We start from the raw sequence: 18,961 nt of genomic DNA on the forward strand, positions 1-18,961 counted from the left end.
GGGGCGCAGCGCGATCGGCGTCCAGTCCGTGACCATGGCATAGATCTCTTCGATCTCTTCGTTTTTTACCGCAATGCAGCCGGCGGTCCAGTCCGGGTCCCTTGCCTGTCGCCGGTTCCGGTTGGGTTCACCGTGAATGAAGATGTCGCCACCCGGCTCCTTGCCCATGGCCTTGGCTTCGGCCCGGTCGAGCGAGTTGGGGTACGAAATGCCCAGCGACAGATGATAGCTGCTATTGGGATTGCGCCGGTCGATCCAATAGGTGCCCTCGGGCGTCTTGCCATCGCCCTTGACCCGTTTGTCGCCATCCGGGGCAAAGCCCAGATCAATGTCGTATTCCTTGAGTATCTGCTCATTGTGCATCAGATACATGCGCCGCGCGCCCTTGTTGACCACCACCGAGGTCACCTTGGGCCCGTTATAGCTGCGAAACCGTCGTGCCGAACTGCTGCCGCAGGCCGAAACGCTCAGCGTCGCAACCGCGCCCAGTGAAAATGTCCGCCGATCCATTGCCATCTGCCTCGTTTTTCTCTTTTTTACCCGGATAGAACGAATTTACTAAAAAGCAAAATCACTTTTTTGTCGTAAACTGCTGGGCAATCCGGGCCTCGATCGCTTCGAGCCGCATCAAAACCTCGTCGCGATAGGCGTCTGTCTTGACCTCATCCTCGGCATGATGCGCGTCCTGCATCGAGTTCACGATCAAACCGACAAGCAGGTTCACAACCGCAAAGGTGGTGACCATGATGAACGGCACGAAGAAAACCCAGGCATAAGGATAGGCCTCCATCACCGGGCGCACGATGCCCATCGACCAGCTTTCCAGCGTCATGATCTGAAAGAGCGTATAAGCCGACAGGCCCAGATCGCCGAACCAATCCGGAAAAGAGCCCCCAAACAGCTTGGTCGAGATGACCGCGCCGATATAGAAGATGATCGCCATCAGGACAAAGACGCTGCCCATGCCGGGCAAGGCGGTGATGAACCCTTCGACAACGCGGCGCAGGCTGGGCGCGACCGAGATCACCCGCAGCACCCGCAGAATCCTGAGCGCCCGCAGCACCGAAAGCCCCTCGGTGGCCGGGGCCAGCGCGATTCCCACCACGAGGAAGTCGAAGACGTTCCAGCCGTTCAGAAAGAACCGATGCCCGCGCGAGATCAGTTTCATGGTGATTTCGATGACAAAAATCGCCAGACACAGCCGGTCGAGACCCTGGATCGCATGGCCGAAGCGATCCATCAATGCAGGCGAGGTTTCCATCCCCAGCAACACCGCATTGACGATGATGACACCGGTAATGAATTGCCCGAACCTCGCATGGTCCACAAATGCGCCCAGCCGCTCTCTGAACCCCATATCCGCCTGCTCCTGCCTACTTGGCGCCCATATGGTTGATTGTGAATGAGGCCGCAAGCTCCACATGGGACGACCAGCGGAATTGATCCACCACCTGCACCCAGTTCAGGGCGTAACCGGCGTCGATCAATGTCTTTGCATCGCGCGCAAAACTGACCGGGTTGCACGAGACATAGGCCAGCACCGGCACCCGCGCGGCGGCGATCTCTGCCACCTGCGCCTCGGCCCCGGCACGTGGCGGGTCGAGCACCGCTGCGTCGAACTTGGCCAATTCATCCGGCATCAGGGGACGGCGGAACAGGTCGCGCGCCTCAGAGGTGAGTTTCTTGAGCCCGCTTGCCTTGCGCCATCCGGCATCAAGCGCGCGGGTCATCTCACGATCACCTTCGACCGCATGAATCTCGGCCTTACGGGCCAGCGGCAGGCTGAAGGTACCACATCCGGCAAACAGATCGACGACTCGCTTTGCGTCCCCGACAACCTCAAAAACAGCCTCTAACAGTGTCATTTCGCCATCTTTGCTAGCCTGCAGGAAAGCACCGGGCGGCGGCAGGACAGTCATGTTTCCAAACTGCTGGAGGGGCGGGTCGCGCATGGCGATCACCTCATCCTCCCAGCTAAGCCGGGCCAGACCGTGCTGTTCGGTGGCTTGTGCCAGCGCCAGTTCCAGCGGCCCGTCCAACGGCTTGCCGCCCTTCACCGCCACATCCAGACCGGCATCGGACAGGGTCAGAGTCACCGCAAGCGCGCCCTTGCGGCTGCCACCCAGCTGCGCCAGCGCCTCCGCCACCGGGATCGCACGCAGTAAAGCCGGGTCCAGCAACTGGCAGTCGGTGATCTCGGTGATCACCCCTGAGGCGCGGCCGTGAAACCCGGCCAGCGCACCTTTCTTGGTCCGCCGCACCGCCAGCGTTGCCCGACGGCGCGAGGCAGCAGGCGAGGTGTGCAACGGACGCAGATCAGTTTCGATACCCTGCGCGGCAAGGGCCGTGCGCACCACCTCCTGTTTCCAGTTCGCAACAAACCCATCGCTGGCATGCTGCAACTGGCAGCCCCCGCAGGCACGATAATGGCGGCAGGGCGGCTTTACCCGATCCTCCGATGGCTCTTCGATCCGGATGTCGGTCAGGACGCGCCCGTCCAGCGCGCCACTGACCCGTTCACCGGGCAGGGTGCGGGGGGCATAGGTCGGCCCTTCGGCTATGCCGTCGCCCTGATGGCCCAGCCTTTCGATATGGTAAATCTCGCTCATGGCTCGCCTGATACAGGGGCGGCGGGCGACAAAGAACCCTTATTCCGCAGCCTCGGTCCGGATGAACCCGCCCGACTGCCGATGCCAGAACTGCGCATAGAGCCCGCCCTTGGCCAGCAGGCTGTCATGAGTTCCGTTTTCGACAACCCGCCCCTGATCCATCACGATGATCCGGTCCATTTCACTGAGTGTGGACAGCCGATGCGCGATCGCCAGCACGGTTTTGCCCCGCATCACCCGGCTGAGCGCCGCCTGGATCGAAGCTTCGACCTCGGAATCCAGCGCCGATGTCGCCTCGTCCAGCACCAGAATCGGCGCGTCTTTCAGGATCGCTCGGGCCAGCGCGATCCGCTGGCGCTGCCCGCCGGACAGCTTCACGCCCCGCTCGCCCAGATGCGCCTCATAGCCGGTCCGCCCCTGCCCGTCCTGCAACCCCAGAATGAACGCATGCGCCTCGGCCTTTTCGGCGGCGGCGATCAGCTCAGCCTCGCTCGCGTCAGGTCGGCCATAGAGAATATTGTCGCGCGCCGAACGATTGAACATCGCGGTTTCCTGCGTGACCATGCCGATCTGGCGCCGCAAACTGTCTTGTGTGGCGCCCGCGATGTCCTGCCCATCAATGCGAATTTCGCCTTTTTCACCTGTGTAGAGACGCAATAGCAACGAAACCAATGTCGATTTCCCGGCTCCTGAGGCACCGACAATGCCCAGTTTCTCGCCCGGTTTGATGGTCAGATCGATGCCCTGAACCCCACCAATGTCGCGCCCATAGGCAAAGCCCACATCATCAAACACGATCTCGCCCGCCGTGACCCGCAGATCCCTGGACCCGCGCGCATCTTCGATCCGGTTGGCGACGGCCAGCGTCTTCATCCCGTTCTCGATTTCGCCCACATTGGCGTACATCCCCATCAGCGTGAAACTGACCCAGCCGGTCATCTGCGCGATCCGGATCGAGATGGTTCCGGCGGCGGCGATGTCCCCCGTTGTAGCGCTGCCCGATTGCCACAAGAGCAGCGTCACCCCCAGCAACATGACCGGCAGAATCCCCGCCAGACACATCAGGATGAACCGGAAACTGGCCGAGAGCTTGCCAAACTCCAGCGAGCGTTCGCGCATCTCGTGTAGCGCCTCAAGCGCCGCGCCTTCCTCGTGATCGGCATGGGCGAACAGTTTGACCGTCTTGATATTGGTGATCGCATCGACGATCTGGCCCGACACCATGGCCCGCGCCCCCGCCCGCGCCGCCGAGCGTTTGCGAATGCGCGGCAGATACCAGCGGATCAGAAAGAAATAGACGCCAAGCCAGCCGATGAAGGGCAGCAAGACCAGCGGATGGATCGAGCCGAGCAACGCCAGCGTGCCAACCAGCGAGGCCAACGCAAAGACCATCGCGCTGATCGTCTCGGACACCACCGAAGACATGGCGTTCGAGGTCTGCATCTGCTTCTGCGCGATCCGACCGGCGAAATCATCGTCGAAAAACGTCACCGATTGGCCCAGTGTCCAGCGGTTCAGCCGCGCCAGAACCAGCGGCGGGATGTTGGGCATGACGATATAATTGTTCGACAATGCGGTGAGGCCAAAGAAGACCGGGCGGATCAGCAGAAAAAACGCCACCGCGCCCAGAATCATGGCGAGATTGCGGGCCGAGAAGAACAGGTCTTGCCCGCCCGATGTCGCGGTGTCAATCACTCGGCCCAGAATCCAGGCGGTGCCAGCCTCCATGATCCCGGCTGTAGCCGAGAACCCGGCGGCCAAAAACAGCATCGGCCAAGCCCCCGCAAGGCACCAGCGCATGAACGCCCCCAGCCGGTCAGGCGGGGGCGTGTCGATCTTGCGAAACGGATCAATCAGGTCCGCCAGTCTCATTCAGCGGCCTCCGGGTTCATGAATCCGCCCGATTGCCGTGCCCAGAACTGAGCATAAAGCCCGCCCTGCGCCAGCAATTGGGCATGCGGCCCCTGCTCGACAATATGGCCCTGATCCATGACCAGGATACGGTCCATCCGGGCAATCGTGCTGAGCCTGTGTGCAATCGCGATCACGGTTTTTCCTTCCATCATGCCGTATAGCGTATCCTGAATGGCCGCTTCGACCTCGGAATCTAGCGCAGAGGTCGCCTCGTCCAACAACAGAATCGGCGCGTTTTTCAGGATCACCCGCGCCAGCGTCACCCGTTGCCGCTGACCACCGCTCAGTTTCACCCCACGCTCGCCGACCTTGGCGTCATAGCCATGACGCCCTTCGGGATCGGCCAGATCAAGGATGAACTCATGCGCCTCGGCCCGTTTGGCGGCGGTAATCATCTCATCCTCGCTGGCATCCGGACGGCCATACAGGATGTTGTCGCGCACCGAGCGGTGCAGCAGCGAACTGTCCTGCTGAACCATGCCGATATTGCGCCGTAAGCTGTCTTGCGTGACATTGGCAATCGACTGACCGTCGATCTGTATCTCGCCGGATTCTGCGTCGTAGAACCGCAACAGCAGCTTGACCAGCGTCGATTTCCCGGCACCCGAGCGACCGATCAGGCCGATCTTCTCACCCGGCTCGATCACCATGCTGATCCGGTCCAGACCACCGACACCGCGCCCGTAATGGTGCGACAGCTCGCAGATCTCGATCCGGCCATTGGTTAGCTGCAGCGGTTCGGCCTTGGGCGTGTCCACCAGATCGATGGGCTGTGCGATGGTTTCCATCCCTTCGGCCACGACGCCAAGCTCGCGGAAGAAACTGGTCAGCGCCCACATGATCCAGCCGGTCATCGCGCTTAGCCGCAGGGTCAGCGCGGCGGCAGCAGCGACGACGCCGACCGAAGACATCCCGTGATACCAAAGCCAGATCGCCCAGCTGACAACACCAACGATCAGCAGACCGTTCAGCAGCGTCAGCACCACATCCATCGTGGTGAAGATCCGCATCTCGACCTGAAACGTCCGCCGGGTTTCCTCGATCGCCTCGCGGGCATAATCGAGCTCCAGGTTGTGATGCGCGAACATCTTGACCGAATGGATGTTGGTATAGCTGTCCACCACCCGACCCGTCACCGCAGACCGCGCATCCGATGCCGCCTTGGACGCCGGGCCAACCCGCTTTACCGTCCAGCGCACCAGACAGGCATAAAGCGCAAACCAGATCAGCAGCGGCAAAAGCAGCCGCGGCTCGGCCGCCATCAGCAGGATCGCGGCACCGATCAGATAGGCAAGCGAGTATGAGATCGCGTCAAAGACCTGAAACACCACCTCACCGGCAGCAGGTGGCGTTTGCATGATGCGGTTGGCAATGCGACCGGCAAAATCGTTCTCGAACCAGCCCACCGACTGGCGCAACACGTGGCGATGCGCCCGCCAGCGGATCAGCGTGCCGAAGTTCGGCAGGATCGCATTGTTCAGCAGCAGCACATCGACGAACTGGATCAGCGGCCGCAGGAACAGGATGAACAGGGCCACGAGGATCAGCTCGGTGCCATGCGCGGCCCAGACCTGCTGCGGGTCACCGGTCAGCAGATCAACGACCCGACCCATATAGTAGATCAACCCGATCTCAATCGCGGCAACAACAATCGAGATCAGCGAGACCCAGACAAACACCCGCTTGAACGGTTGCGAATAGTCCAACATGAACGGCAATAGCTTACGCGGTGGCCGGTCCTTTTCGGGATAGGCAACAAAAGGGTCGACGAGATTTTCGAAGTAACGAAACATGAAACGTGCTCCGGAATGAGCAGATGGAAAGACGTGCGAAAGCGGCGGTGTCAGGACACCACCCGATACGGGTCGGTTATCCCAGCGTTAGCGGAACCAGATCCCGTGATACATTCGCAGCCCTCCCTTCATGTGACTGAGCGCAGGCTAAACGCAAACCGCCGGATTTGTCACCCGGAAAATTTTCGTGCCGCAAAAATCACACCATTCCAAGCAGTTCGTCGCGCGACAAATCAAACTGAGACCTTATCCAATTCGTCTCTAACTCGGCCAGTTTCGCGCCCAGCGCCGGTCCCTGAAAATCTGGCATAAGATCGCCCGCGGCCACCGGAAACCGCGCACCGGCCCCGGTTTCGACCAGTGCTTTCCAGCCCGGAACCCAGGGTTGTTCCAGCAGAGCACAGCGCAGCGCGAGCGAATCCATTGCCGGTTTCGCCTTTGCCCGATAGCCAAGCTCGGCCGCATCCATTGTGCCGGTCGCGGCCTCGCGCAGGCTGGCCAATGTCCCAATCTGCGCCCGGCTCAGGCGCAACGAGGTGGCTAGATCGGCCGCTCCCAGCGCGGCAAGCCGCCGCAGCGGGTCGGGGGCAAGGCCCGCCTCGGTTTCAAGATGCACCAGCGGCGCCAGCGCCCGGTCATCAGCGCCCGGCAGCAGTGTATTGAGAACACCGATCGAGCGCATGGTGGCGATGGACGGGGCAGGGTCCGGGGCAGAGAGCAGTTTCAGCATTTCCGCCCCCACACGCTCGCGCGATAGTCCCTGCAGCCCGTTGAGATTTTCGGAGATTGCCGACAGCGCGTCGGGGTCAAAGCCCAGCGCGGCATCTCCGTACCAGGCGTGAAACCGGAAATAGCGCAGCGACCGCAGGTAATCCTCGCGGATACGGTCCTGCGCCGTACCAATAAACCGGACCCGTCGGGCGGTCAGGTCTTTGATCCCGTCCAGCGGGTCAAGCACCGTGCCATCCGGTCGTGCATAAAGCGCGTTCATGGTGAAATCGCGCCGCGCCGCGTCCTCGGCCAGATCGGTGGAAAAGGCGACCACGGCACGGCGGCCATCGGTGGCAACGTCGCGGCGAAACGTGGTGACCTCATGCGGGATGCCGCCCTTGACCAGCGTCACCGTACCGTGGGTGATGCCGGTGGGCACTGCCTTGATACCGGCTGCCTGCGCCAACTCCATGACGTGGTCCGGCAGCGCGTCGGTCGAGATGTCGATATCCGAGACTGGCGCGCCCAGCAGCGCGTTGCGCACGCATCCGCCAACAAACAGCGCCTGCGCGCCTGCATCCGTCAGGCTGCGGCAGACCGCCTGCGTTGCGGGCCGGGTCAGCCAGTTATCACTGATCCGCGTCACGGTGTCATCCGCGCAGCCAGCCCGCGCAAAATACGCGCCGTCGCGCCCCAGATGTAATAGGGGCCAAAAGGCACCACGAAATATTTGCGGCGCTGTCCCCGCCACCGGCGCGATTCCACAATGAAATTTGCAGGCGACGTGACATGAGACAGTGGCACGGTGAACACCTCTTCGACCTCGCTGCGTTCGGGCACCACCTCGAACGGATGGTCAAGCAGTGCGACAACCGGGGTCACGTCGAACGCGGTCACCGTTTCGTGCGAGGGCAAATGGCCGATCACCCGAGGCAGATCGCGCGGCAGGCCGATCTCTTCTTCGGCCTCGCGCAAAGCTGTGGCGGTCACGTCTGCGTCGCCCTCATCCTGCTTGCCGCCGGGAAAGGCAATCTGGCCCGGATGGTGTTTCAGGGCCGAAGACCGTTTGGTCAGGATCAGCCTTGGCCCATCCTTGTGCATCAGGATCGGCACCAGAACGCCTGCGGGCCGCAATTTGCGCCCTTCCGGCAACACAGCCTCGGGGTTGAGGTCGAAATCGCTGGTCCCTGGCCCCGGGCGGGCCAGAGCCGCGTGCAGATCCTCGACCGGATCAGTCACTTTCATCGGCGTCCGCCTCGAACCCGACTGTTTTGGGGTCCAGCACGTAATGCGCGCTGCAGAACTGGCAATCGGCGGTCACGACGCCCTCGTCGGTGGTCATCTTGGCAATGTCCTGCGCCGAATAGATCGACAGGCTTTGACGCACACGATCCTCGGAACACGAGCACCCAAAGCGCACCGATTGCGAATCGTAGACCCTCGGTTGTTCCTCGTGGAACAGGCGCACCAGCAGGTCGGTGGGCGGGACCGAGGGCCCGATCAGTTCCAGATCCTCGACCGTATCGAGCAGGATATTGACCCGGTTCCAATTCTCGCCGCTTTCGCCGTCAACCAGATCGTCTGCGGTCAGTATCTGGCCTTCACCATCGCCGCTGGCCACAAAGGGCGAGGCCTTGGGCATGTGTTGCAGCATGATGCCGCCGGCCCGCCAATGCTCGCGCGTACCGGGTTCCGACGAGCGCCCGAAACTGAGCGAGAACCGGGTCGGCAATTGCTCGGACTGCGCGAAATAGGCCTCGGCGCAGGCGCTCAGCGATCCGCCATCCAGCGGCGTGATGCCCTGATAGGGTTGGGTCCCGCTGCCCTGATCGATCAGGATCGCAAAATACCCCTCGCCCACCTGCTCGAATGGCGCGCCATCGCTCAGCCGGTCGCGGTCGAAACTGGCATAAGCCCGGATGCGAGCGGGATCGCCCTCGTGCTCGGGGGCATAATAGTCGGTTGCGATCATCCGCACCGGGCCCTTGGACTGCACCTGCAGGGACAGCTTCCAGCGCAGGCTGATAGTCTGGCCGATCAGCGCGGTAAGCAGCGCCATTTCGGCCACCAGCGCCTCGACCACGGGCGGGTATTCATGCTGCCTGAGGATCCCGTCAAGGACGCCGTCCAGCCGGGCGACCCGGCCACGCATGTCCGGAACATCGAGTTGAAATGGCAGGACCGTATCGTCCCACGCGATTTTGGTACCGAGTGTCATGGGGTTTCCTTACGCGCCACAGGTTGGCATACCGCGACCATATAAGGCGGGCAAGCCGAGTTGGAAGAGGCGCATACATGATCAGACGTTTTGGTGAAAGCCCGGAACCGGGTCGGAAATATATCCGGCGCGCTGGCGTCTATGCCCTGCTGCCGCTGTCCGGATCGCTGCTGTTGACCTGCCAGACCGAACCCGGCCCGGACCTGCAATTGCCCGGCGGCGGCATTGATCCGGGCGAATCACCCCTGCCCGCGCTGCATCGCGAGGTTTATGAGGAAACCGGCTGGCAGATCGCCTCTCCGCGTCGCGTCGGCGCGTTCCGGCGGTTCGTCTACATGCCGGAATATGATCTATGGGCCGAGAAGATCTGCCTGATCTACTGCGCCCGGCCGGTTCGTCGCTTAGGTCCGCCGACCGACGCGATTCACGAGCCAGTCTGGTTGGGCGCGGATGAGGCAGCGCAGATGCTGGGCAATGCGGGCGATCGGCATTTCGCCCGCCACTATTTCATGGGCACGCTTTGATCACGGTCACAGGCCATTGAATTCGAACAGCGTGGCCGACACGTCATCCTCCATCCCGAACTCGGGCGACATGCGCTGGCTGAGCTTGTCGTAAAGTGCGTCCAGAAACGCCCGCCCCTGCAGATCGGGATCACAGGCGCGCACAATGTCCAACAATCCGTCTTCATCCAGCATATCACCATTTTCCGTGCGGCATTCGGTGAATCCGTCGGAATACATCAGCACCCGGTCACCAGGTTCCAACCGGGTTTCGATCTGCGTATAAGGCACATCCGGCAGCAGACCGATCGGCACGCCGCCCTCGCCCAGAAACTCGGTTGTCCCATCCCGGCGCAGCAGCAGCGGATGTGGATGACCCGCCTGAACCAGTCGCAAAGCACCGCTTTCAAGATCGACAATCCCGTAGGCCATGGTGAAATACTCCTCCACCCCCCGGTCGGCCAGCAATCTGGCGTTGAGAATGCGCGCAACCTCTTCGGGTTGGCGCAGGGAATAGAACCTGTTAAACCGACGCTCCATCGCAAGGTTCTGATCCGGATAGCTGCCGGACAGATAGCTGCCCAGCCGCGCGGTCATCATCGCCGAGGTGATACCGTGACCCGACACATCGATACTGTAGAACCCCAGCCGCCCTGGCCCGGGCGAGAACATTCCGACCAGATCGCCACCGATATGTCCGCAAGGTTCAAGCAGCAGGCTGACCCGCGAGGCGCCAAAATTGCGGCTGAGTTCGGGGACCAGTGATTCCTGTATCTTGCGCGCCTGAATCAGATCCTTGTCGATGGCGTCATGCGCCAGCTTCAGCTCTTCCAAAGCCTTTTCAATCAGGCGGTTCTTTTCTGATAATTCGCGCTGCATGCCCAGCACGCGGTCGCCTGCGGAAATGCGCGCGCGCAACTCATCGGAACTGACCGGCTTGATCAGGAAATCATCTGCCCCGGCATCCAGCCCTTGCGCGACCTCGTTCTTTTCGCTCTTCGAGGTCAGCAGGATGAAATAGGAATACCAATCCGTCTCAAGATCGCGAAAAGCGCGGCAGAAATCCGGGCCACTTATACCCGGCATGACCCAATCGCTCAGCACCAGATCGGGCGGGTTTTCCGCGCAGATACGCAGCGCCTCGTCGCCACTGTCGGCCTCGATCACCTCCAACCCCCATTTCTTCAGGGAGCTGGCCAGGATACGCCGTTGCAGCCGGCTGTCATCGACGACCAGCACATGGCGGATCGAGCCCAATACCTTCTGCGAATTATCTTCTGCCGATCCAACCTGCAGCACCGTTCAACCCCGGATACGATTTCGTTACCGACCCAAGCCCACGCTATGCAGATGGTCTTAACATCTTATGAAACACTTATTGCGGGGAAATCTTTACCTTGTGTTTACATACTCTTCGTCAAACTGTGCACAGGGTAGTACGACCCCGAGAGGTGAAAGATGATTGACTGGTCCCGCGTCATCCAGTTGCGTGACGAGGTTGGCGAGGACGACTTTGACGAGGTGTTCGACCTGTTTCTGGAAGAGGTCGGCGAGGTGATCGCGCGTTTGCGGGTGAACCCCGATCGCGACGCGCTGGAACGTGATCTGCATTTTCTGAAAGGCAGTGCGCTCAGCCTTGGGTTCAGCACCTTTTCCACATTGTGCCAGAATGGCGAACGTGAGGCCGCGAACGGCAAGGCCGACACGGTGGATATCGGTGAAATCATTTCAGAATTCGAAAGCTCGCGGATCGCATTTCAGGCCGAGGCGGGCACACATCTGACCTGATCAGATCACGAATTGCGCCAGCGTTTCGTCACTGGTGATATCGGTGTAGGTGAAACCGGCATCGTCCAGATGCGCAAAAAGCCGTTCAAAATTCTCCGGCTTGACGGTCTCGATCCCGATCAGGACCGACCCGAAATTGCGCGCGGATTTCTTGAGGTATTCAAACCGCGCGATATCGTCCTCGGGGCCCAAAATCCCCAAAAACTCCTTCAAAGCGCCCGGTCTTTGCGGCAAGCGCAGGATGAAATACTTCTTTACACCCGAATATCTCTGGGCGCGCTCCTTGACCTCGGGCAGGCGTTCGAAATCGAAATTGCCGCCCGAGGTCACACAAACCACGCTACGGCCCCGGACAAAGCTCTGTACCTCTTCGACCGCGTCGATGGCCATTGCGCCGGCGGGTTCCAGCACGATGCCCTCGACATTCAGCATGTCGATCATGGTGACGCAGATCCGGTCCTCGGACAGGACCAGCACATCCGATAGATGGGTGTGCCGCAGCAGGTCAAAGGTCTTTGCCCCGATCCGGCCCACCGCTGCGCCATCCACAAAGTTATCCACATGACCTAACGTCACCGGATGCCCCGCTGCGAGCGCCGCGCGCAGGCAGGCACCGCCCGCAGGTTCCACGAACAGGCAATGGGTTCGGTCCCCGAACCACGTAGACACGCCCGAGGACATGCCGCCGCCGCCCACTGGCAAGATCACGTGATCCGGCAGGCGGCCCATCTGCTCTTCGATCTCAACCGCCAGCGAGGCCTGACCCTCGATCACGTCTTCATCGTCGAAAGGCGACAGGAAATGCCCGCCATTTTGCGCGCACCAGCCCTGCGCGGCACCCAGCGTGTCGTCGAAATAATCGCCGGTCAGGTGGATCTCGATCTGATCGCCGCCGAATTTGCGGGTCTTCTGTATCTTCTGCTGCGGCGTGGTAACCGGCATGAAGATCACCCCCCGCACGCCCATATGGCGGCACATGAAAGCCACGCCCTGCGCGTGATTGCCCGCGCTGGCGCAGACAAACAGGTCCTGCCCCGGCTGCTTGCGCATCGCGTTGAAAGCGCCGCGCAGCTTGTAGGAGCGCACCGGGCTCAGGTCTTCGCGCTTGAGCCAGATATCGGCGCCATAGCGCTCGGACAGATGCGCGTTGCGCTGCAAGGGCGTCGGTGGAAAGACGGAACGCATCGCCTGTTCGGCGGCACGGGCACGGGTCATGAAATCAGTCATGGCCGTGTCGTGCCGCATCACCGCCGAAAGGGCAAGGAATACATGGGTGTACTCAGGTCAGGTCGCGCTTCTCGACGAAATGCCCGTACATCGTGGTCAGGATGCTGACATTGATCAGCGGCAGAACCAGCATGGTGGCAAAGAGCACAATGATGATGCCAAGCACCGGGATCATCGCCAGCAGCGCGGCGCCAAACTGTATCGCGATCTGGAACAACACCGAAACGATTATCAGAACGATGATTGCGCCCGCCGAACCGGTGGTCGCCGCCCAAGCCTGAGACAAGGTTATCGGCTTGCCGATGGCCGCTGCCGGCAAGATGATGGAAAGCCGGATAAAACAGACGACCAGCACTAGAAACGCCGCGACGGCCACCACGGTGACCAAACCGGAAGCTTCGCGCAGAACCAGCATGACCAAGCCGGCAGGTATGAATGCAAGTAGGGCCAGAAGCATCAACAGCAGATACCGACCAAAATAGGCCAGGATACGGTCGAAACGAAACGGCGGGATAATACCGCTCGGGTATTCTTCGAGCAGGACAAACCTATGCCATGAAACGACGATCCAGAACATGACGACAAAAATCGTCACCATAAAGAACACGAAGAACAGAGTCATCTCGCCTCCGGTCACACCAGCTGGCAGCCCTGTGGTCTCCGTATCGAAGTTTTCAAAGGGAATACCAAACACAAAGAACAAACCGATAATCACCGCAAATCCAAGAAATCCCGGTATCACGGAAATCTGAAGCGCCTCTTTCAGGTTCCGCAGAACCATTCCCACGGAATGCACAAATATCTTCCAACCCAACATCTGAACCCGTCTCCTCAACCTTTTGGCGAATTATCCGGCGCACTTGAACGCAGCTTGAAGGCGCGGTCAATGTGATCTCCTTGCCCTGTTGCCAAAAAACCGCTAGGGGCCATCCGTCATTCGAATAAGAGGAAGTCCCATGTCCGCGCCCAAGAAAGTTGTTCTGGCCTATTCCGGTGGTCTTGATACCTCGATCATCCTGAAATGGCTGCAAACCGAATACGGGTGCGAGGTGGTGACCTTTACCGCCGATCTGGGCCAGGGCGAGGAACTGGACCCCGCCCGCAAGAAAGCCGAGATGCTGGGGATCAAGCCCGAGAACATCTATATCGAGGATGTCCGTGAGGAATTCGTCCGCGACTTCGTCTTCCCGATGTTCCGCGCCAATGCGCAGTACGAAGGCCTCTATCTGCTGGGGACCTCGATTGCGCGGCCGCTGATCTCGAAACGTCTGGTCGAGATTGCCGAAGCCACCGGTGCCGATGCGGTCGCCCATGGCGCGACCGGCAAGGGCAATGACCAAGTGCGGTTTGAACTGGCGGCTTACGCACTGAACCCCGACATCAAGGTGATCGCGCCGTGGCGCGAATGGGACCTGACCAGCCGCACCCGGCTGCTGGAATTTGCCGAGGCGAACCAGATCCCGATTGCCAAGGACAAACGCGGCGAGGCACCCTTTTCGGTCGATGCCAACCTGCTGCACACCTCGTCCGAGGGCAAGGTTCTGGAAGACCCCGCCGACATGGCGCCCGACTATGTCTATCAGCGCACGGTTCACCCCGAAGACGCGCCGAACGAGCCGGAATACATCGAAATCGGTTTTGAAAAAGGTGACGCGGTCAGCATCAATGGCGAAGCGATGAGCCCCGCCACCATCCTGACCAAACTGAACGAATATGGCGGCAAGCACGGCATTGGCCGTCTCGATCTGGTCGAAGGCCGCTTCGTTGGTATGAAGTCGCGCGGTATCTATGAGACGCCCGGCGGCACCATCCTGCTGGAGGCCCATCGCGGCATCGAGTCGATCACCATGGATCGCGGCGCGATGCATCTGAAAGACCAGTTGATGCCGCAATATGCCGAGCTGATCTATAACGGTTTCTGGTACAGCCCCGAACGTGAGATGCTGCAGGCCGCCATCGACAAGTCGCAGGACCATGTCACCGGCACTGTTCGCGTGAAGCTTTACAAGGGCCTCGCCTCGACCGTGGGCCGCTGGTCTGATCACTCGCTTTATTCCGAGGCACATGTGACGTTTGAGGAAGACGCAGGCGCTTACGATCAGAAAGACGCGGCGGGCTTTATCCAATTGAACGCTCTGCGTCTGAAGCTGCTTGCTGCGCGGGAAAAGCGCCTGAAATAAATACGCGCCAAAGTTGTAGATACCCCCGAAGCGCTACAACTCTGACAAAGATTTGCCCCTTTGTTCTGCGATCCCCGATTGCGGGCCGCCCACGGTGAAACCGGCGGTCCGCATAACGGGTATCTGGCAGAACACAGAGGCGAACATGCAGGCAAGCAGCTCATATATTTCGAAAGCGGGGTTCGAATTTCGCGGATCGGCACGCGAGTTTTTTGGTATCTGGATCGTCAACCTGCTGCTGTCGATCCTGACGCTTGGCATCTATAGCGCCTGGGCCAAGGTGCGGACCAAGAAGTATTTCCACCAGAACACCTATGTGGCCGGGCGCAATTTCGACTATCACGCCAACGGGTTTCAGATCCTGATCGGGCGGCTGATCATCATTGCCGGGATTGTCGTTTATACGCTGCTCAGCACGAACGCCCTCGTTGTGCTGGTGATGGTCCTGGGATTGATCGCGCTGATCCCCTATCTTCTGGTGCGGTCGCTGCGTTTCAATGCCCGCATGTCGAGCTGGTCGAATATCCGCTTCACCTTTCACGGCAGCTTTGGGTCGGCGGTGAAGGTCTATTACCTCTACCCGTTTCTGGCCGCCCTATCGCTTTACACCGCATGGCCTTTTGCCACCCGCGCCACCCAGCGCTTTCTGGCCAATGGCCACGGTCTGGGCACCACGCGGTTCAGCTTCGACAGCGCAATCGGTCCCTTCTACAAGGCGCTGCTGGCCGCGCTTGTCTGGGGCGCCGGATCGATGATGATCCTTTTTGCGTTCGCCAGCACCAGCCTGGATATCCCGCGCGCCCTGCAAGCGCTTGAAGCCGGCTCGGAAGAGGCCGCGGCCCTTGTCGATATCGGACTGCTCTATCTGATCGTGCTGGTGGCATTTGCTCCGGCGGCGATCATCTATCACGCGCTGGTGCGCAACACGGTCTATAACAACCTCACACTGGATGAGCGTCACACGTTCCATTCCTCGGTATCGCCGCTGAAACTGCTGTGGATTTCGGTGTCGAACTTCTTTGTGGTGGTTCTGACGCTGGGTCTGATGATGCCCTGGGCCCATGTGCGGCGGGCGCGCTATCTGGCCGACCATACCACGCTCTATCCCGGCGGGTCGCTGGATGACTTCGTGGATGAGGAAACCGCAAGCGGCAATGCTGTCGGCGACGCCTATGGCGATCTCGAAGGGTTCGGGATCGAGGTCGCGGTGTAACCGCAGCAGATCGCGCCGATGCCCTTCATCCGCTCAAGCCAAGGCAGTATCTCGATCCAGGGGCGCGCCTATCCGCCGCTCAGCTCACGCGAAATTCGCGCGCGGCTGGCGGTGGGACAGGATCAGGTCTGGCTGATCGATCCGGGGCAAAGAATTATGACCCAGGCCGGACTGATGGATGTGAAGATCGAACCGCGTCTGGGACAGGCGGAACGGCGGATCATCCTGCCCGATGGCACCCTGTTTCTGACCGATGCGCATGACACGGTTGACGATCTGCTGGGCACCCGCACATCGCTGCACGGGTTCGAGCAGTTTCATCCGCGCCTTATCGCCGTGGCTCTGGCCTGCATCCTCGGGGCCTGGGCAGTCTGGAAATACGGGCTGAGCGCGCTGGTGCATATGGCCGTCTGGCTGACACCCGGCCCGGTGGTCAGCGCGATGGATCAGGGCATGCTGGCCAGCATGGACCGGGTGATGAGCGAACCGAGCCAGCTTGATCTCGACCGACAGGCCGAGATTCTGAAGATCTTTGACCACTTGCAGGAGCAGATCGACCCGCAGGATCAATCCCATGACTATCGGATTGCCTTCCGTCATATGCCCAGAATGGGGCCAAACGCCTTTGCCCTGCCGGGTGGTACCATCATCGTCACCGATACGCTTGCCGAAACCGCCTCAGCCGACGCTCTGGCCGGTGTGATCGGGCATGAAATGGGCCATGTCGCAGGCCACCACGGGCTGAAACAGGTCTATCGCTCGGTTGGCGGCTATGTGCTGATCAGCATGCTGGTGGGCGACACCGGCCCGATGCTTGAGGATGCGTTGCTGCAGGGCAACCTGATCCTGTCACTGTCCTATTCCCGCACCCATGAACTGCAGGCCGACACGTTCGGTGCCACCCTGTCGCATCAGGCCGGATATGACCCGGACGCGTTGCTGGATTTCTTCGACAGTCTCGATCTGCCGGAACAGGACGGCGCCTCGGGCTGGCTCAGCACCCATCCGGGGTTCGAAGAGCGCAAGCGCAACCTGCGCTTGCTCGACGACCTGCAGTGATCAGATACGGTCGGCTGTCATCTGCTCGTAATACGGCATAGAGTCCGCCAGCAGAGGCCGAAGGTCTTCCGGCACCTCCGGCACCTCCCCCTCGGGTTCCGCAAATCCTGTCGACTGCCAGACAGCGCCGTACCAATGCGCCGCCCAGACACCGTCATCCTTGTGGCCTCCTCTGGGCCAGCTCAGCATATGCGGCGACCACGGCACGCCGATCGCATCACAGAGCTTCTCCAGTGCCTCGGCGGGGTTGGCGCGGATGTCATGGCTGTCGACAACAACTGGCGACCCGCCCCAATCCTTGACCGCATCGAACAATTCGACCTGCTGACGGAACCCGATATCATCCAGCACCGGGTTTTCACGCTTGGCCGCATAGCTGGCAATCACCCGCGCGGGGTGGCGAATCAGGAATACGTTGCGCACCGCCCGCATCCAGTCGCGGGGAATACCGTCGACCATGTGCTGGGTCATGTGTTTCTGGTACCAGAACGGCCGCGCGCCGGGGTTCGGGCCGGACAGGTATTGCGCGACCTGCGCTGCATCCTGCTCCTGCGCGGCCAGTATGTCGCCGCGCATCGGGTGATCGATGCCGGTGCGCGCCAGATAGGCGGCATAAAACGGCTCGTCGATTACCGCGCAATCGGTGCGCGCGCCGAAACTGTACATCATGGCCGTCGACAGGTTGCGCGGCCCGGACCACATGGCGATCTTCATGCCTGCGCCTCGCTGCCGATCAACGCCTTGCCGGGCCTGCTCATCCTGTCTGCCATGGTATCTCCTCCGGCGCGCACGCTACTGCCGTGGGGCGCGCGGGCCAAGGGGTAAACTCCGGTCACCTGCATGTGACAAACCATGTCACCCTCTTGCCTGCGGGTGCCCTTCGCCACACCATCGCGACAAAGGAGACCCAACATGACCCTGTCCGATCACATCAAACCGATTGCGCTCTTTTCCCTGATAACCTTCGCCGCCGTGTTGCGCTGCCTTCCCGCCTCTGCCGCCGGGCAAGAAACGCTGACGGTTGCAGGCGGTTGTTTCTGGTGCGTCGAAGCCGATTTCGAGAAGGTGCCCGGCGTGATCGAGGCGGTCTCGGGCTTTGCCGGGGGCTCCACCAAGAAGCCGACCTACAAGCAGGTCACCAATGGCGGCACCGGGCATTACGAGGCGGTTCAGATCACCTTTGACCCCGGCAAGGTCTCGCGCGAGACGCTGATCGGGATGTTCTTCCGTTCGGTTGATCCAACCGATGCGGGCGGCCAGTTCTGTGATCGCGGCGACAGCTATCGCACGGCTGTTTTTGTCTCTGATAAAGGGGAAAAGGCGCTCGCCCAGCAGGTCAAGAACGAGGCGCAATCGGCGCTGGGGCAGAAAATCGTGACTCCTGTTCTGCCTGCCGGGGCCTTTTACCCCGCCGATGCCTCGCATCAGGACTATTACAAAGGCAAGGGCCTTGTCTTCACGCGGTTCGGCCCCAAGCGCCAGAAAACCGCCTATAAGCTCTACCGCGAGGCCTGTGGCCGGGACGCGCGAGTCAAACAGCTCTGGGGCAGCGCCGCACCGTTTGCGGGCAGCTAATTCGAGTCGAACACCATTATTTGAACAACTTCAGGTGTCTCTGCTCCCGGGATTCGGCGTAGGGGCGCTTTTTAAGAAGTCTTGAACACAGGGAATCAGATTCGGAACATTTGTGAACAAGAAAGATTGCAGTCAAGAGGAAAGAGTCCGGATAGGACCTAAAAATTCCAT

General features: G+C 60.7%; 19 protein-coding genes. 6 read left to right on the forward strand and 13 right to left on the reverse strand.

The window, feature by feature from the left end:
• From M3P21_RS07925 to hslO, 8 genes are all read right to left on the reverse strand, one after another.
• Window positions 1-510, reverse strand: a 510-nt coding sequence (locus M3P21_RS07925) for a L,D-transpeptidase family protein (protein ID WP_249708619.1), incomplete at its 3' end; no start/stop codon positions are given.
• A gap of 61 nt (window positions 511-571) precedes the next feature.
• Window positions 572-1,357 carry an ion transporter gene (locus M3P21_RS07930; protein ID WP_249708620.1) on the reverse strand — a complete coding sequence of 262 codons (786 nt, stop codon included), beginning with the start codon at window positions 1,355-1,357 and terminating at the stop codon, window positions 572-574.
• Between the two features lie 16 nt (window positions 1,358-1,373).
• The gene (locus tag M3P21_RS07935; protein WP_249708622.1) at window positions 1,374-2,609 is read right to left on the reverse strand and encodes a class I SAM-dependent RNA methyltransferase; all 1,236 of its coding nucleotides are present in this window, start codon (window positions 2,607-2,609) and stop codon (window positions 1,374-1,376) included.
• Window positions 2,610-2,648: 39 nt separating this feature from the next.
• On the reverse strand, window positions 2,649-4,481 hold the full coding sequence (locus M3P21_RS07940; protein ID WP_249708625.1) for an ABC transporter ATP-binding protein: 1,833 nt from the start codon (window positions 4,479-4,481) through the stop codon (window positions 2,649-2,651).
• Window positions 4,478-6,316 carry an ABC transporter ATP-binding protein gene (locus tag M3P21_RS07945; protein ID WP_249708627.1) on the reverse strand — a complete coding sequence of 613 codons (1,839 nt, stop codon included), beginning with the start codon at window positions 6,314-6,316 and terminating at the stop codon, window positions 4,478-4,480. The genes M3P21_RS07940 and M3P21_RS07945 overlap by 4 nt, the downstream gene beginning before the upstream one ends.
• Before the next feature lie 199 nt (window positions 6,317-6,515).
• Window positions 6,516-7,673, reverse strand: coding sequence for a CCA tRNA nucleotidyltransferase (locus M3P21_RS07950; protein ID WP_249708629.1), 1,158 nt, complete (start codon window positions 7,671-7,673; stop codon window positions 6,516-6,518).
• Window positions 7,670-8,272 (reverse strand): CoA pyrophosphatase, encoded by a 603-nt coding sequence (locus M3P21_RS07955; RefSeq protein WP_249708633.1) that lies wholly within the window; start codon window positions 8,270-8,272, stop codon window positions 7,670-7,672. Before M3P21_RS07955 ends, M3P21_RS07950 begins: the two co-directional genes overlap by 4 nt.
• Window positions 8,259-9,245: an Hsp33 family molecular chaperone HslO gene (gene hslO / locus M3P21_RS07960; RefSeq protein ID WP_249708635.1), complete on the reverse strand. Its 987-nt coding sequence runs from the start codon at window positions 9,243-9,245 to the stop codon at window positions 8,259-8,261. Before hslO ends, M3P21_RS07955 begins: the two co-directional genes overlap by 14 nt.
• Window positions 9,246-9,322: 77 nt before the next feature.
• Here hslO and M3P21_RS07965 point away from each other — a divergent pair, with 77 nt between their 5' ends.
• Window positions 9,323-9,769 carry an NUDIX domain-containing protein gene (locus tag M3P21_RS07965; RefSeq protein ID WP_249708637.1) on the forward strand — a complete coding sequence of 149 codons (447 nt, stop codon included), beginning with the start codon at window positions 9,323-9,325 and terminating at the stop codon, window positions 9,767-9,769.
• A 6-nt stretch (window positions 9,770-9,775) separates the two neighbouring features.
• Here M3P21_RS07965 and M3P21_RS07970 read toward each other — a convergent pair whose 3' ends face one another.
• Window positions 9,776-11,047, reverse strand: coding sequence for a PP2C family protein-serine/threonine phosphatase (locus M3P21_RS07970; protein WP_249708640.1), 1,272 nt, complete (start codon window positions 11,045-11,047; stop codon window positions 9,776-9,778).
• A 159-nt stretch (window positions 11,048-11,206) separates the two neighbouring features.
• Between M3P21_RS07970 and M3P21_RS07975 the strand changes: the two genes are divergently transcribed.
• Window positions 11,207-11,536, forward strand: coding sequence for an Hpt domain-containing protein (locus M3P21_RS07975; protein ID WP_249708642.1), 330 nt, complete (start codon window positions 11,207-11,209; stop codon window positions 11,534-11,536).
• On the opposite strand, the gene ilvA is transcribed toward M3P21_RS07975, so the two are convergent.
• Window positions 11,537-12,763, reverse strand: a complete 1,227-nt coding sequence (ilvA, locus tag M3P21_RS07980) for a threonine ammonia-lyase IlvA (RefSeq protein ID WP_249708643.1) — start codon at window positions 12,761-12,763, stop codon at window positions 11,537-11,539. It abuts the gene before it with no gap.
• Window positions 12,764-12,815: 52 nt separating this feature from the next.
• Window positions 12,816-13,580: a hypothetical protein gene (locus tag M3P21_RS07985; protein ID WP_249708645.1), complete on the reverse strand. Its 765-nt coding sequence runs from the start codon at window positions 13,578-13,580 to the stop codon at window positions 12,816-12,818.
• Window positions 13,581-13,719: 139 nt separating this feature from the next.
• Here M3P21_RS07985 and M3P21_RS07990 point away from each other — a divergent pair, with 139 nt between their 5' ends.
• From M3P21_RS07990 to M3P21_RS08000, 3 genes are all read left to right on the forward strand, one after another.
• Window positions 13,720-14,943 (forward strand): argininosuccinate synthase, encoded by a 1,224-nt coding sequence (locus M3P21_RS07990; RefSeq protein WP_249708647.1) that lies wholly within the window; start codon window positions 13,720-13,722, stop codon window positions 14,941-14,943.
• A 145-nt stretch (window positions 14,944-15,088) separates the two neighbouring features.
• The gene (locus M3P21_RS07995) at window positions 15,089-16,156 is read left to right on the forward strand and encodes a YjgN family protein (RefSeq protein ID WP_249708649.1); all 1,068 of its coding nucleotides are present in this window, start codon (window positions 15,089-15,091) and stop codon (window positions 16,154-16,156) included.
• Between the two features lie 18 nt (window positions 16,157-16,174).
• The gene (locus tag M3P21_RS08000; protein ID WP_249708650.1) at window positions 16,175-17,215 is read left to right on the forward strand and encodes a M48 family metallopeptidase; all 1,041 of its coding nucleotides are present in this window, start codon (window positions 16,175-16,177) and stop codon (window positions 17,213-17,215) included.
• On the opposite strand, the gene M3P21_RS08005 is transcribed toward M3P21_RS08000, so the two are convergent.
• Together M3P21_RS08005 and M3P21_RS08010 are read right to left on the reverse strand one after the other, a co-directional pair.
• Entirely contained in the window at window positions 17,216-17,929 is a 714-nt protein-coding gene (locus tag M3P21_RS08005) for a sulfotransferase-like domain-containing protein (protein ID WP_249708652.1), read from the reverse strand.
• Window positions 17,926-18,129, reverse strand: coding sequence for a hypothetical protein (locus tag M3P21_RS08010; protein ID WP_249708654.1), 204 nt, complete (start codon window positions 18,127-18,129; stop codon window positions 17,926-17,928). The genes M3P21_RS08005 and M3P21_RS08010 overlap by 4 nt, the downstream gene beginning before the upstream one ends.
• Between M3P21_RS08010 and msrA the strand changes: the two genes are divergently transcribed.
• Entirely contained in the window at window positions 18,128-18,790 is a 663-nt protein-coding gene (gene msrA, locus M3P21_RS08015) for a peptide-methionine (S)-S-oxide reductase MsrA (protein WP_249708656.1), read from the forward strand. The two genes, M3P21_RS08010 and msrA, sit on opposite strands and share 2 nt — an antisense overlap.
• Window positions 18,791-18,961 lie beyond the last annotated feature (171 nt).

This window comes from Ruegeria spongiae (assembly GCF_023502395.1).
Taxonomy (GTDB): Bacteria; Pseudomonadota; Alphaproteobacteria; order Rhodobacterales; family Rhodobacteraceae; genus Ruegeria_C; species Ruegeria_C spongiae.

Coding starts and splice junctions, on each gene's coding strand:
- M3P21_RS07930 (WP_249708620.1), bottom strand. CDS start 1,357: ATGGGGTTCAGAGAGCGGCTGGGCGCATTTGTGGACCATGCGAGGTTC.
- M3P21_RS07935 (WP_249708622.1), bottom strand. CDS start 2,609: ATGAGCGAGATTTACCATATCGAAAGGCTGGGCCATCAGGGCGACGGC.
- M3P21_RS07940 (WP_249708625.1), bottom strand. CDS start 4,481: ATGAGACTGGCGGACCTGATTGATCCGTTTCGCAAGATCGACACGCCC.
- M3P21_RS07945 (WP_249708627.1), bottom strand. CDS start 6,316: ATGTTTCGTTACTTCGAAAATCTCGTCGACCCTTTTGTTGCCTATCCC.
- M3P21_RS07955 (WP_249708633.1), bottom strand. CDS start 8,272: ATGAAAGTGACTGATCCGGTCGAGGATCTGCACGCGGCTCTGGCCCGC.
- hslO (WP_249708635.1), bottom strand. CDS start 9,245: ATGACACTCGGTACCAAAATCGCGTGGGACGATACGGTCCTGCCATTT.
- M3P21_RS07965 (WP_249708637.1), top strand. CDS start 9,323: ATGATCAGACGTTTTGGTGAAAGCCCGGAACCGGGTCGGAAATATATC.
- M3P21_RS07975 (WP_249708642.1), top strand. CDS start 11,207: ATGATTGACTGGTCCCGCGTCATCCAGTTGCGTGACGAGGTTGGCGAG.
- ilvA (WP_249708643.1), bottom strand. CDS start 12,763: ATGACTGATTTCATGACCCGTGCCCGTGCCGCCGAACAGGCGATGCGT.
- M3P21_RS07985 (WP_249708645.1), bottom strand. CDS start 13,580: ATGTTGGGTTGGAAGATATTTGTGCATTCCGTGGGAATGGTTCTGCGG.
- M3P21_RS07990 (WP_249708647.1), top strand. CDS start 13,720: ATGTCCGCGCCCAAGAAAGTTGTTCTGGCCTATTCCGGTGGTCTTGAT.
- M3P21_RS07995 (WP_249708649.1), top strand. CDS start 15,089: ATGCAGGCAAGCAGCTCATATATTTCGAAAGCGGGGTTCGAATTTCGC.
- M3P21_RS08000 (WP_249708650.1), top strand. CDS start 16,175: ATGCCCTTCATCCGCTCAAGCCAAGGCAGTATCTCGATCCAGGGGCGC.
- M3P21_RS08005 (WP_249708652.1), bottom strand. CDS start 17,929: ATGAAGATCGCCATGTGGTCCGGGCCGCGCAACCTGTCGACGGCCATG.
- msrA (WP_249708656.1), top strand. CDS start 18,128: ATGACCCTGTCCGATCACATCAAACCGATTGCGCTCTTTTCCCTGATA.
- M3P21_RS08010 (WP_249708654.1), bottom strand. CDS start 18,129: ATGTTGGGTCTCCTTTGTCGCGATGGTGTGGCGAAGGGCACCCGCAGG.